Genomic DNA, 15,603 nt, shown 5'->3' on the forward strand with positions numbered 1-15,603 from the left:
CCCTGTCTCAGTATGAGCGTGGCAGTCCCAGCGTGTGCTGCGACACGAAATTCAGGATCATCTCGCGACTGACGGGGGCCACCCGTGCAATCCTGGCGGCGCCGAGCATCGCCGCTAGGCCGTACTCCTGGGTGAGCCCTCCTCCGCCATGAGTCTGGATGGCCTGGTCCAGGCTTGCGATCGCGGCCTCACCCGCAGCGTATTTGGCCATGTTCGCGGCCTCCGCTGCACCGAAGTCGTCACCACTGTCGTAGAGCGACGCGGCCTTCTGCATCATCAACTTGGCGAGTTCGACCTCTATCTTGCGCTGCGCCAGTGGATGTGCGATGCCCTGATGCGCACCGATCGGTTCCTTCCACACGGTGCGTTCGTTGGCGTACTTCACTGCAGCATCGAGCGCGTAGCGACCCATACCGACGGCCATTGCGGCACCGAGGATGCGTTCGGGATTGAGTCCGGCGAACAACTGCGCGAGCGCCGCATCGGGTTCACCCACGAGTGCGTCCGCGGGAAGGCGGACGTCGTCGAGGAAGAGCGCGAACTGCCGGTCGGGTTCGATGATGTCCATCTCCATCGGGGTCTTGACGAACCCGGCGGTCTCGGTGGGCACGATGAACAGTGCGGGACGAAGCTTTCCACTGGCGGCATCCTCGGTGCGAGCGACGATGAGTACGGCGTCCGCCTGGTCGACGCCGGAGATGAACACCTTGTTGCCCGACAGGATCCAGTCGTCGCCGTCACGCTTGGCGACGGTGCCGATCTTGTGGGAGTTGGAACCCGCGTCGGCTTCGGTGATTCCGAACGCCATGATCTTCGATCCGTCGGCGAGCCCGGGCAACCACTGCTGCTTCTGGCCGGAGGTTCCGTACTTGGAGATGATGGTTCCGCAGATGGCCGGCGACACCACCACGAGCAGGAGGCCGCATCCGTGCGCGGCGAGTTCCTCCTGCACCAGGGCCAATTCGTAGATTCCGGCACCGCCGCCACCGTACTCCTCGGGAAGGTTCACGCCGAGGAATCCGAGTTTCGATGCCTCCGACCACAATTCGGTCAGAGGCTCGTGTCTGCGCGATTTCGGCAGCACATAGTCGACGTAGTTGTAGCGCTGCGCCAGAGCCGCCACGGACGATCGGAGTGCCTGCTGTTCTTCGGATTCGGTGACGATCATTCGCCTACTCCTGAGGTTACGGATTGTTCTTCGTCCGACGGCTGATCTTCGCTGGACACCACGGCCAGCACTGTGCCTACATCGACCTGTGAACCGACGTCGACGTTGAGTTCGGTGAGTGTCCCGGCTCCGGGCGCGGTGACGGTGTGCTCCATCTTCATCGCCTCGAGCCACAGAACGGGCTGGCCTACGGCGACGGTGTCGCCGAGAGCCGCACCGAGTCTGATCACCGATCCCGGCATCGGAGCGAGCAGTGAGCCCACCGCGCGATGCGATGCGGGGTCGGTGAATCGGGGCACCACGTCCAGTCGCACCGGCCCGAGGGACGAGTCGACGTACACGGTGTCGCCGTACCGAGCGACGGCAAACACACGGCGCACGCCGCCTCGGTCGAGGACAACACGGTTCGGAGCGCATTCGACGGCGACGACGTCGGTGAAATCTTCGGCTACCAGCCCGTTCCGAGTACGGCGGTAGCGGATCTCGTGCTCGCCGTGGATCCCGCCGAACGTCTTGACCTGCGGCGCCGACGTCAGATTTCGCCATCCGGTGGGCAGTCCCGCATCGACAGTTGCGGCGGCGCGGTTGCGTTCGGAGTCCGCGAGAGTGGCGGCCAGAGCCGAGATCGCCTCCGTCTCCGGGCCCGCGACCGGTTCCGACAACGCGGGGAGACCGTAGGTGGTGAAAAACGCGGTGTCTGTGTCGCCCGCGCTGAACGCGGGATGCCGCAGGACGTTGACCAGCAGGTCTCGGTTCGTGCGGACGCCGTGGATCTCGGCCCCCACGAGGGCCTTGGCAAGCAGCCGCGCAGCCTGAGTCCGCGTCGGTGCGTAAGAGATCACCTTGGCGAGCATCGCGTCGTAGTGGATCCCCACGTGCGATCCGTCGACGACGCCCGAGTCCAGACGGATCCCGGTGCTGCGCAGTACCTCGAATTCGATGTCCGTTCCCGGCACCGCGATCCGGTGAACGACACCGGTCTGCGGCTGCCAGTCGTGGGCGGGGTCCTCGGCGTAGAGCCGGACCTCGATCGAATGGCCCCGGACCGGGGGCGCTTCGGGGGTGAGTCGACCTCCTGCGCCGATATGCAGTTGCAGATCGACCAGGTCGAGGCCGGTCACGCATTCTGTGACGGGGTGCTCGACCTGCAGGCGGGTGTTCATCTCGAGGAAGTAGAACTCCCCCGATTCACCGGATGCGAGGAACTCGACGGTGCCCGCGCCTTCGTAGCCGATGGCTTCGGCGGCGCGGCGGGCAGCGTCGAACAGGTGCTCACGCATGCCGGGAACCGACTCGACCAGAGGAGAGGGTGCTTCCTCGACCACCTTCTGGTGCCTGCGCTGAATCGAGCATTCTCGCTCGCCGACGGTCCACACGGTGCCGTGCCGATCGGCGAGGACCTGCACCTCGATGTGCCGTCCGGTTTCGAGATAGCGCTCGCAGAACACCGTCGGATCGCCGAATGCCGATTCCGCTTCACGGCGGGCGGCGTCGAGTTGCGCAGGCAGTTCGTCCGCCGACCGCACGATCCGCATGCCGCGTCCACCACCACCGGCGGAGGCCTTGATGAGCACCGGCAGATCGGCGTCGGTGACTCGGGCGGGGTCGAGTTCCGCAAGGACAGGGACCCCGGCGTCGGCCATGAGCTTCTTCGCCTCGACCTTCGACCCCATTCGGGAAATGGAGTCGGGACGCGGTCCGATCCACACCAGACCTGCGTCGACGACCGACTGTGCGAAATCAGCGTTCTCGGAGAGGAATCCGTATCCGGGATGGATCGCGTCCGCTCCCGCTGCGTGCGCGGCGGCGATGACGGCGTCTGACCTCAGGTACGTCTCGGACGGTGCGACGCCCGGCAACCGGACGGCAGCGTCGGCATCAGCGACGTGCGGACTCCCGGAGTCTGCGTCGGAGAACACCGCGACGGTGCCGAGACCCGCGCGACGGCACGAAGCGAACACCCGGCGGGCGATCTCTCCTCGGTTGGCTACGAGCACGGTGTCGAAGGTCGTGTCGTTCACTGTCTGCCTCACATCCGGAAGACGCCGAAGCCGCCGGCGCCTTCGATCGGTGCGGTGGCGATGGCCGAGAGGCACATGCCCACCACGGTGCGGGTGTCTCGGGGATCGATGATCCCGTCGTCGTACAGGCGTCCCGACAGGAACATCGGTAGCGATTCGGCCTCGATCTGGTTCTCGATCGCGGCGCGCATCGCGTCGTCCGCCGCTTCGTCGAACGCCTGGCCGCGGGCCTCGGCGGCGGCGCGGCCGACGATCGAGATGACACCGGCGAGTTGTGCGCCACCCATCACCGCGGATCGCGCGCTCGGCCATGCGAAGAGGAACCGCGGGTCGAAGGCGCGTCCGCACATCCCGTAGTGACCCGCGCCGTACGAGGCACCGAGCAGGATCGAGATATGCGGCACGGTCGAGTTGGCGACCGCGTTGATCATCATCGCGCCGTGTTTGATCATCCCGCGTTCCTCGTACTCCCGGCCCACCATATAACCGGTAGTGTTGTGCAGGAACAACAGTGGCGTGTTCGCACGATTGGCGAGTTGGATGAACTGCGCGGCCTTCTGCGATTCCTCACTGAACAGCACTCCGCGGGCATTGGCGAGGATGCCCACAGGGAATCCGTGCAGTTGCGCCCACCCTGTCACGAGCGACGACCCGTACAGGGGTTTGAATTCGTCGAAGTCGGAGTCGTCGACGATCCTGGCGATCACCTCGCGCGGATCGAAGGGGCGCTTGAGGTCGTCGGGGACGATCCCGAGCAGTTCCTCGGCGTCGTATCGGGGTTCGGGCACGTTCGGCACGGCCGCGGGGCCCTGCTTGCGGTGGTTGAGCCGCCGCACGATACTGCGCCCGATTCGTAGCGCGTCGTGTTCGTCGATCGCGAAGTAGTCGGCGAGGCCGGACGTGCGGGCGTGCATCTCGGCGCCGCCGAGTGCCTCGTCGTCCGACTCCTCGCCCGTGGCCATCTTCACGAGCGGGGGCCCCGCCAGGAACACCTTCGAGCGTTCCTTGATCATGACGACGTGATCCGACATGCCCGGTATGTAGGCACCGCCCGCAGTGGAGTTGCCGAAGACCAGGGCGACGGTCGGGATACCGGCGGCAGACAGCCGGGTGAGATCACGGAAGAGGCGTCCGCCGGGGATGAACACCTCCTTCTGCGTGGGCAGATCGGCACCACCCGATTCCACCAGCGAAATCAGCGGAATCCGGTTCTGCAGCGCGATATCGTTGGCACGCAAGCTCTTCCGAAGGGTCCATGGGTTGCTGGTGCCGCCGCGCACGGTCGGGTCGTTGGCGACGATCACACATTCGACACCCTCCACGACGCCGATACCCGTGACCACGCCGGCGCCCACGGGAAATTCGGTTCCCCAGGCCGCGAGTGGCGAGAGTTCGAGGAACGGCGAGTCGGGGTCGATCAGCAGCTCGATCCGCTCTCGCGCCAGGAGCTTGCCACGATCGTGGTGGCGCCGGACGTACTTCTCGCCACCACCCGCGAGCGCCTTGGCATGTTCGCCATCGATCTCGGCGAGGCGGGCGCGCATCGCGTCGGCGGCAGCACCGTAGTCGGCGGATCCGGGGTCGACAATGGAGGCCAATGTACTCATCCGTGGTACCCCAATCGCTTCGCGGCGAGTTCGATGAGGATCTCGCTGGTGCCACCGCCGATGCCGAGAATACGCATGTCGCGGTATTGGCGTTCCACTTCGGACTCGGCCATGTAGCCGAGCCCGCCGAACAGCTGGACCGCCTGGTGTGCCACCCACTCCCCTGCTTCGACCGCGGTGTTCTTCGCGAAGCACACCTCGGCGATGAGGTCCTGGTCTCCTCCTAGCGCCCGCTCCGCGACTACCCGTGAATAGACCCGGGCGACGTCGATCCGGCGCGTCATGTCGGACAGGGTGCGCTGCACTGCTTGCCGGGTGATCAACGGTCGACCGAACGTCTCCCGGTCGCGGCACCACGCGACCGTGAGGTCGAGGCACCTCTGAGCACCCGAGTACGCCTGGGCGGCAAGCGCGATGCGCTCGGACACGAAGCCCTGGGCGATCTGGACGAAGCCCGAGTTCTCGGCGCCCACGAGGTTGGTAGCCGGTACGCGAACGTCGACGAAGGACAGTTCGGCCGTGTCGGATGCGCGCCAGCCCATCTTGTCGAGTTTGCGGGAGACCGTGAAGCCCGGTGTTCCCTTTTCGACCACGAGCAGCGAGACGCCACCTGCGCCCGACCCACCGGTCCGGACGGCGGTGACGACGAAATCGGCGCGGCAGCCCGACGTGATGTACGTCTTCGCACCGTTGACGATGTAATGGTCGCCGTCGCGCACCGCGGTGGTGGTCAGGTTCCCGACGTCGGAGCCGCCGCCGGGCTCGGTGATTGCGAGCGACCCGATGAGCTCACCCGCGAGCGTGGGCTTCACCCATCGGTCGATCTGGTCCGGGTCCCCCGCGGCGATCAGGTGGGGAAGAGCGATACCACAGGTGAACAACGACGCGAATGCGCCGCCGGAGGCTCCGGCCTCGTGGAATGCTTCGCAGACGGTGAGGGTGTCGGCGCCGTCTCCGCCGGAGCCACCGACCTCTTCGGGAAAGCCCACTCCGAGCAGCCCGAGCGCAGCCGTCTTCTTGTGGAGTTCACGCGGAAGTTCACCGTCGCGCTCCCATTCGTCGAGATACGGCAGGACGTCGCGTTCGACGAAGCCGGTGACGGTCTCGCGCAATGCACGGCGCTCGGGACTGTTCCAGATGCTCACGTGTGTTCCTCCAGGAAGGCAATCGGGATTTCGAGGTGACGGGCTCGCAACCATTCGCCGAGACCCTTGGCCTGCGGGTCGAATCTCGCGCGGGATGCCACACCGCGGCCGAGGATGCCTTCGATCACGAAATTGACGGCCCGCAGATTCGGCAGCAGGTGGCGCGTGACCTTCAGTGGTGCGGTTTCGGGAAGTAGAGTCTTGATGAGGTCGACGGTGAGAGCGTGTGCCAACCAACGCCATTCGTCGTCGCTGCGTACCCACACGCCGATGTTGGCGTCGCCGCCCTTGTCTCCGCTGCGCGCACCCGCCACCGCTCCGAGCGGACCGCGACGCGTGGGGCCCTCCGGCCAGGGGGCGGGCAGGTCGGGGGCGCCGAGTGCGTCGAGTGCCCCGGTCCGGCCGGCCTGCGGCACCTCGACTCGGGCGCCGTCCGGTAGCACGGCGACATGCGGAACATCTCCGGCATCGACGAACCCCGCGGTGTACACGCCGTAGGCGCTTCCGGAGCCGGGGGGCGCGGTCAGCGACAACCCGGGATATCCGGCGAGTGCGAACTCCACAGCAGTGGCAGTGAATCCGCGTCCGACGACCTTCGGGTCGGGATCACGCACCGTGCAGCGCAGCAGCGCACTCGCAGCTTCCTCGGTGTCGGCATCGGGGTGGTCGGTGCGGGCGAGTGTCCATTCCAATTCAGCTGGGCGGGTCGGCAGATTCGCCTCCACCTGGCGCTGCATGAGTTGCGCCTTGGCCTCGATGTCGAGGCCGGTGAGAACGAATTCGACCTGGTTGTGAAATCCCGCGAGCGCGTTGAGGCACACCTTGAGTGCGGGAGGCGGCGCCTCGCCCCGCACTCCCGTGAGCTTCACGCGGTCGGATCCGACCTGTTCGAGGTAGACGGTGTCGATCCGCGTGGTGACATCCGGACCCGCATAGCGTCCGCCCGTGACCTCGTACAGCAGTTGCGCTGTCACCGTTCCCACAGTGACAGCGCCACCGGTTCCGGGGTGTTTGGTGATCGTCGACGAGCCGTCTGCCTCGATCTCGGCGATCGGGAATCCCGGGCGGTCGAGGTTGTCGAGTTCGGCGAAGAAGGCGTAGTTACCGCCTGTCGCCTGGGTACCGCATTCGATGACGTGCCCCGCAGCAACAGCACCCGCGAGCGCATCGAAATCGTCTCGTGCCCAACCGAAGTGAGCCGCGGCGGGACCGACGATGACGGAGGCGTCGGTGACACGTCCGGTGACGACGATGTCGGCGCCCGCGTTCAGGCATTCCACGATTCCCCACGCACCGAGATACGCGTTCGCAGTGAGCGGCGGGGGGTCGGTGGTCAGGCCGAGTTCGTCGACTCGGGCGATGAGGTCGTCACCTTCGACGTGGGCGATGCGCGGAGTGAGACCGACCGTGCCTGCGAGATCTCGCAGCGCGGCAGCGAGACCCGCGGGGTTGAGGCCGCCGGCATTCGCGACGAGGCGCACTCCCTTGTCCAGTGCGAGACCCATGCACTCCTCGGCTTGGCGCAGGAAGGTCTTGGCGTAGCCCGCCGCGGGATCCTTCATGCGATCGCGGCCGAGAATCAGCATGGTCAGTTCCGCGAGATAGTCGCCGGTGAGATAGTCGAGTTCGCCGCCCTCGAGCATTTCGCGCATCGCCGACAGGCGGTCTCCGTAGAAACCGGAGCAGTTACCGATCCGGACCACGGCGGGTCGCTGCCGATTCATTGCGCTCCCCCACCCTGTTCGCGTCCGGACCCGGGCGGCCCTGCGAATGCCTGCGCGATGTCGAGCCAGGCGTCGGCGTCCGGCCCGTGCGCGATGAGCGCGGTGTCGGCGCGGTGCACGCGCTGCGTGACGAGCAGGCAGAAGTCCTCAGCGGACCCGGTCACCGATTGCGCGGCATCGGCAGGCCCCCACTCCCAGGTGCCGCCGTCGGGTGCGGCGAGTTCGACGTGGAACGACTCGACCGGAACCGCACGATCGTTGATCACGAAGGCGAAGTCGCGGGTACGGACACCGAGGTGCGCGACGTGTCGCAGGCGCTGCGTCGGCCGGGGTACCAACCCGACCGCCGCCGCGACGTCACCTGCGTGTGCCCAGGTTTCCATGAGCCGCGCGGTCGCCATCGAGGCCGCGGACATGGGTGGTCCGTACCACGGGATCTTCACCCCTGTCGGGACCTCGGCGAGAGCACGGCCGAGGGATTCGCGACAGTGCCGCCAGTCGGCGAGTAACTCCTGCGGCGGCAGCGCCGCATACTCGGCGGCACCTTCGTCCACGAATGTGGTGGGGTCGGCGACGTTTTCGAGTTCGGCGACGAAGGAGTCCGGGGCGTCGACGGCGGTGAGTGCCGCACGGTCGGTCCACAGCAGGTGGCCTATCTGGTGCGCCACGGTCCATCCGGCAGCCGGAGTGGGGCGCCGCCAGTCGTCGTCGGACAGGTCGGTCACGAGAGCGTCGAGGGCATCGCCTTCGGCGCGCAGATCGTCGAAAAGCTCGGGCAGGTCCGCCATGCGATCAGCGTCACATGCCGCGTCCGCAAAATCAAGCAGTCATGATTGTTTTATCGGGAGCGCTCACCGCCGGCCACCGTCAGACTCCGTAGCCGCCGTCCACGTCGAGCTTCTGACCGGTGATGAACCCCGCCTTCTCCGACGCGAGGAACAGCACCGCCTCGGCGATGTCGATGGCCGTCCCGAATCTGCGCAGCGGGATGTTTGCCTTGGTCACCTCGAGGGCGCGGTCGTCGAGCTCGCCGGACGAGATGAGTCGATCGGCCATCCCGTCGACCAGCATGCCCGGCCCGACGCAGTTGAAGCGGACTCCGAAGCGCCCCTCCTCGGCGGCAAATCCGCGTGCGAGCGACTCGACCGCGGCCTTCGGCCCCGCGGACAACCCATCGCGCACCGGATATCGGGTCGTCGCCGCGGTCGTCACCGCGACGACGGATCCGGACGACCGACGGAGTTCGGGCAGGCCCGCGGAGATCAGGTTGAAGAAGGCCTTCGCCTCGGCATCGACGGCCCCGCCGAACCGAGCAGGTGACACCGCGGACAAGTGCACCATCGGAACCTGCGGTCCCGCACTGTGCACGATCGTGCCGAATCCGCCGAATTTCTCCGTCGCGGAACCGATCCACCGGGCAGTTGCGTCCGGATCCGTCAGATCGAGCGTGTCGTATGCGACCGTTGCTCCGAGATCGGTGAGGTCTCCGGCCAGCTGCTCGGCGACCTGTGCCCGACTACGAAATGTGAATGCGACGTCGTACCCATCGGCGGCGAACGAGCGGCAGATCTCCGCGCCGATCCCACCCGTCCCGCCGGTCACCAGCACGGTCCTCCGAGAACTCTCGCTGTTCTCCATGCAGCATCCTCTCGATGGCGGTCGATGCGAGCTGCGGTGACCGTACCGACCGGCCAACGGGTGTCGAGAGCGAGTCCCGCACAGCGGTCATTCCTGCCGACGGTCCGGAACGGCCGCGCGTCACGATCCGGTGGTGCGACCCCGAACCGGTCCGGCCTGCCGAGACCGGACGATCATACGCAGGAGTTCGCCGGCGAGTCCCTCGAGCACGCGTGGAGGCCGCCACACCGCACGCAGTACCCGGGACAGGTCGAGTTCCTCGACCGCCACCACCCGCAGTTGGCCCGACTCGACATGGTCGGCGACGGCAAGGTTGCTGAGCACCGCGGGCCCGACGCCGCCGAGCGCACTCGTCCGCACCGCTGCGCCGCTGCCGAGTTCGAGCAGCGGGGCCGGTCGTGAGTACTCCTGCAGTGCGAGATCGAGTGTGCGGCGCGTCCCGGATCCCTCTTCACGGACCACCAACGGTGTTGCGGCGAGTTCGGCCACGGTGAGCGGTCGACGGCGACGCGCCCACGGATGGCCCGGTGCCACCACGACGACCAGCTCGTCGCGCGCGACTTCCACCCTCTGCAGACCGGTGGGGACGCTGGGCCCCTCTACGAACCCGACGTCGCATCCCCCGGCCGCCGCGATGTCGCACACCTGCATCGAGTTGTGCACCTGCAGTTGGATCTGGGCGTCATCGTGGACCGCGCGGAACGCACCGAGCCATCGTGGGATCAGGTGTTCCGCGACGGTCATCGAGGACGCGACCACGAGTTCGGGATGATGCTCGGCGCTCAAGGCGGCGGCCGCGTCGAGCAGTCGGTGCGCGTCGGCGAGAACCTCCCTGGCCCAGTGCGCGACCACCGTGCCCTCCGGGGTGAGGACCGATCCGGACCGGCCGCGCTTCACGAGCGCGGCACCCAGTTGCTTCTCGAGGCGCCGGACCGATCGTGTGGCATTCGGTTGTGCAATCCCCACCATTCTGGCCGCGGCCCCGAGGCCTCCGTGGTCGTCGATGCCGACGAGAAGCTCCAGTGCTGCGAGATCCGGCCATTCGGTCATGCAGGAACGATATGTCAGGACTCGGCCGCTGAGGCAGAATGCGGGCATGTCGTCATTCGGTATCGATCAGGCCCGGGACGTTCTCGCCGCGCAACCGTTCAGCACGCTGATCGGCGCACGCCTGTCGGCCTACGGCCCGGACGGAGTGTCGCTCGAGATACCGCTGCGATCCGAACTGCTTCAGCAGTTCGGGTTCGCGCACGGCGGGGTCCTGTCGTATGCCGCGGACAACGCGATCACGTTCGCCGCCGGCACCGCACTCGGACCGTCGATCGTCACGACAGGCTTCACCATCGACTATCTGCGGCCCGCGCAGGGCACTCTGCTGCGCGCCCGCGCCCACGTCGTGGAATCCACGAAACGCCAGGCACTGTGCCGATGCGAGATCGTCGTGGTCGCAGAGGACGGCTCCGAGAAGGTGTGCGCGGCGGCCCAGGGCGGCGCCCGGCTGATCGAGGTTTCACGCTGAGAGCAGTATCAGAACCAGAGCACAGCTCCCGAGCACCGCAACGGTGCCGGCGAGCAGCAGGTTGCGCCACAAGAAATAGGTGCCGCTGCCGCGCTCCATTCCGCGCACTCGCGCGCGGTGCCCTTCCCGGGCAGTGAACAACAGCACCAGCACCGGGACCAGGCATACCAGCCCGATCGCGGCCACGACTGACCTCGGCCCCGGAGCCAGTCGCATGAAACCCAGGATGATCGCACCGAGGACGACCTCCGTGCGTAGCCACGCGAGTGAACTGCGTTCGGGCTGCAGGCCGGGATCACCGTGCCGCACGCGCGATCACACCACGATCGCCACGGCCAGAACGATCCCGGCAACTGCGAGCGACCCGGCAAGCAGATACGCGATCCAGGGGAACGGCAATGGCAGGCCCGAGCGCATCGCGCTCTCCACGCTGATCCAACGCATCACCGCGGCCACGACGAGCACGACGGCGAACACCAGCAACACGCACGTGAGCACCGTGCGCAGAACCGGATCGATGACTTCGCCGGCGAAGGTCTCGAGCGCCACCGCCGCGGCAATGAGGCCGAGGGCGGTCCGAATCCACGCGAGAAAGGTGCGTTCGTTGGCCAGTGTGAACCGCGGGTCCGGATCGATACCCTCGCGCAGGGCCCGCGGCCTTCGGTCTCGTCGTATCGGCCTCACACGGCGGACTCTAGCCGGTTCGGTTCACCGGGCCTCGCGGCGACCCGTCAGCCGACGACCACATCCGTGCCACGCATCTGCGCGGGACGCGACTTCAACGGTTTCTGTGCGGGCCCCGCTACCGGGACCCCGTCGAGCGCGAATTTGCTGCCGTGACATCGGCACACGATCAGGTCGTCCTCGACATCGGTGATGTTGCACCCCTGATGGGTACAGATGGCGACGAACGCGTGGAAGTCGCCTGCCGTCGGCTGGGTGACGACGAGCCGCTTCCCTTCCAGGAACACACCACTACCGACGGGCACGTCGGCCGCGGCGGCGACGACCTCCGCGTCCGGTCCGGGCGGCACGGTCGTGGTGGCGACAGGCTCCGACACCGGCGCCTGCGGCGTCGATGCGCCGCACGCGACCAGCGCTCCCGCCGCCGCCGCGGTACCTGCGCTCGACAATACGGCTCGCCGGGACACCGGGGCGAGGTCGCTACTCATTCACACTGTCCGTTCCGATCGCTGACATGTCCCGGCTCAGGGTAGTCCTGCGACAGCGACGGGGGCCGCGACGTGCGTCACGGCCCCCGTACTTTTCGTACGCGGTGCGTCGAGTACTCGGCGCATCCGGTACTCAGTGCACCGAGACGGCCGTCGGATCGGTCGGCTGCGCCGACTTCGTTCGCGGCAGGAACGCCGCGGGAATCAACGCAACCACCATGACGAGCATCGCCACCAGGAAGGTGTCGCCGAACGCATCGGCGAGTGAACCGAGGACGGTCTGCTGCACCTCCGGCGGAAGCTGCGCGAGCATCTCTGCGTCGGGCTGACCGGTCGTCCCTTCCGGTGCCCCCTCAGGGGCGATGATCCGACTGGTGAGGATCACGGACATCGTGGCCGTACCGATCGACCCCGCCGCCTGCTGGACGATGTTCATCAACGTCGAACCACGCGCGATGCTGTGATCGGTGAGCGTCTGCAGGGCCGCTGTCATCGTCGGCATCATGGTGCAGCCCATTCCCATACCCATGACGAACAGTGCGCCGAGCAGAAGCGGATAGCCGGTGTCGACGCCGACCTGCGTGAACACCGACATGCCCGCGATGATGAGCACGAGACCGACGAGCACGATCTTGCCCGGCCCGATGCGGTCGACGAGCTGTCCCGCGATGGGCATCGTGAGCATCGCGCCGAGACCCTGCGGAGCGAGCAGGAGTCCGGCCATGAGCGTGGTTTCACCGTGCACCTGCAGGAAGTAGCTCGGGAACAGCAGTCCGGCACCGAAGAAGCCGATCGCGAACACCGTCATGGTGAGCACCGCAAAGGTGAGCTGCCTGTTCTTGAACAACCTCAGGTCGATGAGCGGATGGTCGGTGCGTACCGCGTGGTACACGAACGCGGCGATGAGCCCGACTCCGACGATGCCGGGGACGAGGACCCGAGCCGACGCGGCCGTGCCGGTCTCCGGCAGCGACGACACACCGAAGAGGAACAGCGCAAGGCCCGGCGACAACAACAGCATGCCGACGAAGTCGAACGATTCGGATTTCTTCGGCGAATCCTTCGGGAGCACAACGAAGGCGGTGATCAGCGCGACGGCACCGATCGGGAGGTTGATGAGGAAGATCCAGTGCCAACTCGCCACGTCGATGAGCCAGCCACCGAGGATGGGGCCGCCGATGGGACCGAGGAGCATCGGGATACCGAGGACCGCCATGACGCGACCGACGCGCTGTGGACCCGCGGCCCTCGTCATGATCGTCATGCCGAGGGGCATGAGCATGCCGCCGCCGAAGCCCTGGAGGACACGGAATCCGATCAACGAGGTGACATCCCACGCGAGACTGCACAGAACCGAGCCGGCCACGAACAGGACGAGAGCGGTGAGGTAGAGGCGTTTGGTACCGAACCGATCAGCCGCCCATCCAGTGAGGGGAATCACACTGGCGAGGGCGAGGGTGTAGCCGGTCATCGTCCATGCGACCGTCGCGTAGCTCGCCTGGAAATCCGACATGAAGGTCGGAAGCGCGACGGAGACAACGGTGACGTCGAGGATCGACATGATGGCGCCGAGCACCACCACCGACGCGATTTTCAGGACGGCAGCGTCGAGCTTCGTGTCCGAGGCCGAAGAACCTGCAGGTGGCGCTGTCATGGGCTACTCCGATGAATGCATAGGCTTCCGCCTGATTGGAATCGAGGTGGCAGGCCCGCGCGAGAGAGAGCGCCGGTGGTCGTGGCAGATACCGGAACGCGTGCGCACCGTTTGCCAATCTTAACGACGATGCACCAACGCGCCCAACGGATTTATCGCCGCACGGCTCCGATCAAGGGAAGGCGACGACGGCGACGACCGAGTTCGACGAGCGCCGCCCGGTTCGTGATCTTGATGCGTGGGCGACCGCTCGCGCGGCCGGCGGCGCGTTCCGCAGCGTCGATGGCCCGCCACCCGTCGAGGTCGACGCGGTCGGGGCGCCGAGCGGCCAGAAGTTTCCCGAGACTTCGACGGTCACCCCTCGGCTGTGTCAGCCGTCCGGAGTCGAAATCCGCGAGCAGCGCGGCCACGGTCTCCTTGGCGCACCCCTTGTTGGTGCCGATGACGCCACTCGGTCCACGCTTGATCCAACCCGTGACATAGACGCCGGTCTCGACTCGGCCCTCGGTATTGGGGACGACGGCGCGCCGGTCGTCGAACGGCAGACCGGGAACGGGCACGCCCCGATAGCCGATCGACCGGAGCACGAGGCCGGCATCGACGTCGTCGACGTCGTCGGTCGCCCGCGCCACGAGCGCACCCTCGGAGTTCTCGACCAGCTCGGTACGCGCGACACGGACGCCGTCCACGCGGCTCGCACCGAGCACCTCGTCCGGGACAGCGTGGTAGCGGAAGACGATGCGTCGATTACCCTCCCGCACCTCGCGCGCCGCGTACTCACGTGCGAGCTGCACGCGCATCGCCACGGCGGGATCGTCCGCAACTGCACGTTCACTGGCCTCGTCGAGATCCAGGTCGGACGCGTCGATGACGACGTCCACCCCCTTCAGATCGCCGAGCGCGAGGAATTCAGGGTTGCTGTACGCGGCCTGCGCGGGTCCCCGGCGGCCGAGGAGGACGACCTCGCGGATATTGCTGTGCCGCAGCGCCTCCAGTGCGTGGTCGGCGATGTCGGTGTGCGCGAGTTCGTCGACGTCCATCGTGAGGATTCGGGCGACATCGATTGCGACGTTGCCGTTGCCGACGACCACAGCGCGCTCACCCGACAGATCGAAGGTGCGGTCTGCGTAGTCGGGGTGGCCGTTGTACCAGGCGACGAACTCAGTTGCGGCGTGACTGCCTGCGAGATCCTCGCCGGGAATGCCGAGACGACGGTCGGCGGAGGCGCCCACCGCGTACACCACCGCGTGGTGGTGGTCGAGCAGTTCCGCGTGGGTGAGGTCGCGACCGATCTCGGTGTCGAGGTGCAGCGCGAAGGCTTCGCGGCGGAAGGACCACTCGAACGATTCGGTGACGGACTTCGTGCCGGGATGGTCGGGCGCGACGCCGGCGCGGACCAGACCGAACGGTGTCGGCAGCCGATCGAACATCTCGACCTCGACATCGGATCGCTCGAGCAGCTCCTGCACCGCATAGCAGGCTGCCGGGCCGGCCCCGACGACGGCGACCCGCAGAGTTCCGCGGTCCCGCGGTGCGGCCGGAGCCGGCACGAGGGGATTCCAGCCGTCCGGCATGGGGTGCGTCCGGTAGTAGTCGGCGTTGATCTCGAGGAAGCGAGCCTGGGAGGGTTCGAGCTTGTCGTCCGGAAGAATCGCTTCGACCGGGCATGCGTCCGCGCACGCACCGCAGTCGATGCAGGTCTGCGGGTCGATATGCAGCATCTCGGCCGCCCTGAACTCACGCTCTTCGGGCGTCGGGTGAATGCAATTGACCGGGCAGACGGCGACGCAACTCGCGTCGTTACAGCACGTCTGGGTGATGACGTAGGCCATGGCGATGTCCTCCGGTGCGGCTCGGCAACCAAGTTTCATGTAACACTCAGTAACATTTACTTAGACTGTAGCCGCGCCTTCGTGTGCTCCGCAAGGCGCTACCGGATGCGCGGGCAGCGGGAA

The 15,603-nt window shown here is 67.0% G+C and carries 14 protein-coding genes; 1 reads left to right on the plus strand and 13 read right to left on the minus strand.

Features of this window, described 5'->3' with window-relative positions:
• Window positions 1–7: 7 nt before the first annotated feature.
• The 8 genes from EV641_RS10005 to EV641_RS10040 form a co-directional block, all read right to left on the minus strand.
• Window positions 8–1,168, minus strand: coding sequence for an acyl-CoA dehydrogenase family protein (locus tag EV641_RS10005; protein ID WP_132471711.1), 1,161 nt, complete (start codon window positions 1,166–1,168; stop codon window positions 8–10).
• Window positions 1,165–3,189, minus strand: a complete 2,025-nt coding sequence (locus EV641_RS10010; protein WP_054719096.1) for a biotin carboxylase N-terminal domain-containing protein — start codon at window positions 3,187–3,189, stop codon at window positions 1,165–1,167. The genes EV641_RS10005 and EV641_RS10010 overlap by 4 nt, the downstream gene beginning before the upstream one ends.
• Before the next feature lie 8 nt (window positions 3,190–3,197).
• Window positions 3,198–4,796: a carboxyl transferase domain-containing protein gene (locus EV641_RS10015; RefSeq protein ID WP_132471712.1), complete on the minus strand. Its 1,599-nt coding sequence runs from the start codon at window positions 4,794–4,796 to the stop codon at window positions 3,198–3,200.
• Window positions 4,793–5,941, minus strand: coding sequence for an acyl-CoA dehydrogenase family protein (locus tag EV641_RS10020; protein WP_054720044.1), 1,149 nt, complete (start codon window positions 5,939–5,941; stop codon window positions 4,793–4,795). The genes EV641_RS10015 and EV641_RS10020 overlap by 4 nt, the downstream gene beginning before the upstream one ends.
• Window positions 5,938–7,665: an acyclic terpene utilization AtuA family protein gene (locus tag EV641_RS10025; protein ID WP_132471713.1), complete on the minus strand. Its 1,728-nt coding sequence runs from the start codon at window positions 7,663–7,665 to the stop codon at window positions 5,938–5,940. The genes EV641_RS10020 and EV641_RS10025 overlap by 4 nt, the downstream gene beginning before the upstream one ends.
• Entirely contained in the window at window positions 7,662–8,453 is a 792-nt protein-coding gene (locus tag EV641_RS10030) for a TIGR03084 family metal-binding protein (RefSeq protein ID WP_132471714.1), read from the minus strand. The genes EV641_RS10025 and EV641_RS10030 overlap by 4 nt, the downstream gene beginning before the upstream one ends.
• A gap of 79 nt (window positions 8,454–8,532) precedes the next feature.
• Window positions 8,533–9,303: an SDR family oxidoreductase gene (locus tag EV641_RS10035; protein ID WP_132471715.1), complete on the minus strand. Its 771-nt coding sequence runs from the start codon at window positions 9,301–9,303 to the stop codon at window positions 8,533–8,535.
• A 120-nt stretch (window positions 9,304–9,423) separates the two neighbouring features.
• Complete coding sequence (locus EV641_RS10040; RefSeq protein WP_132471716.1) at window positions 9,424–10,353, minus strand: LysR family transcriptional regulator; 930 nt, start codon at window positions 10,351–10,353, stop codon at window positions 9,424–9,426.
• A 46-nt stretch (window positions 10,354–10,399) separates the two neighbouring features.
• On the opposite strand from EV641_RS10040, the gene EV641_RS10045 reads away from it, so the two are divergent.
• The gene (locus EV641_RS10045) at window positions 10,400–10,822 is read left to right on the plus strand and encodes a PaaI family thioesterase (protein WP_199233202.1); all 423 of its coding nucleotides are present in this window, start codon (window positions 10,400–10,402) and stop codon (window positions 10,820–10,822) included.
• On the opposite strand, the gene EV641_RS10050 is transcribed toward EV641_RS10045, so the two are convergent.
• The 5 genes from EV641_RS10050 to EV641_RS10070 form a co-directional block, all read right to left on the minus strand.
• Window positions 10,814–11,131, minus strand: a complete 318-nt coding sequence (locus EV641_RS10050) for a DUF202 domain-containing protein (RefSeq protein WP_132471717.1) — start codon at window positions 11,129–11,131, stop codon at window positions 10,814–10,816. The two genes, EV641_RS10045 and EV641_RS10050, sit on opposite strands and share 9 nt — an antisense overlap.
• 6 nt (window positions 11,132–11,137) lie before the next feature.
• Entirely contained in the window at window positions 11,138–11,506 is a 369-nt protein-coding gene (locus EV641_RS10055) for a DUF202 domain-containing protein (protein WP_132471718.1), read from the minus strand.
• A 47-nt stretch (window positions 11,507–11,553) separates the two neighbouring features.
• Window positions 11,554–11,994, minus strand: coding sequence for a Rieske (2Fe-2S) protein (locus tag EV641_RS10060; protein WP_132471719.1), 441 nt, complete (start codon window positions 11,992–11,994; stop codon window positions 11,554–11,556).
• Between the two features lie 133 nt (window positions 11,995–12,127).
• On the minus strand, window positions 12,128–13,648 hold the full coding sequence (locus EV641_RS10065; RefSeq protein ID WP_132471720.1) for a DHA2 family efflux MFS transporter permease subunit: 1,521 nt from the start codon (window positions 13,646–13,648) through the stop codon (window positions 12,128–12,130).
• Window positions 13,649–13,800: 152 nt separating this feature from the next.
• On the minus strand, window positions 13,801–15,480 hold the full coding sequence (locus EV641_RS10070; protein ID WP_132471854.1) for an FAD-dependent oxidoreductase: 1,680 nt from the start codon (window positions 15,478–15,480) through the stop codon (window positions 13,801–13,803).
• Window positions 15,481–15,603 lie beyond the last annotated feature (123 nt).

The sequence above is a fragment of the Rhodococcus sp. SMB37 genome (assembly GCF_004345605.1).
GTDB lineage: Bacteria > Actinomycetota > Actinomycetes > Mycobacteriales > Mycobacteriaceae > Rhodococcus.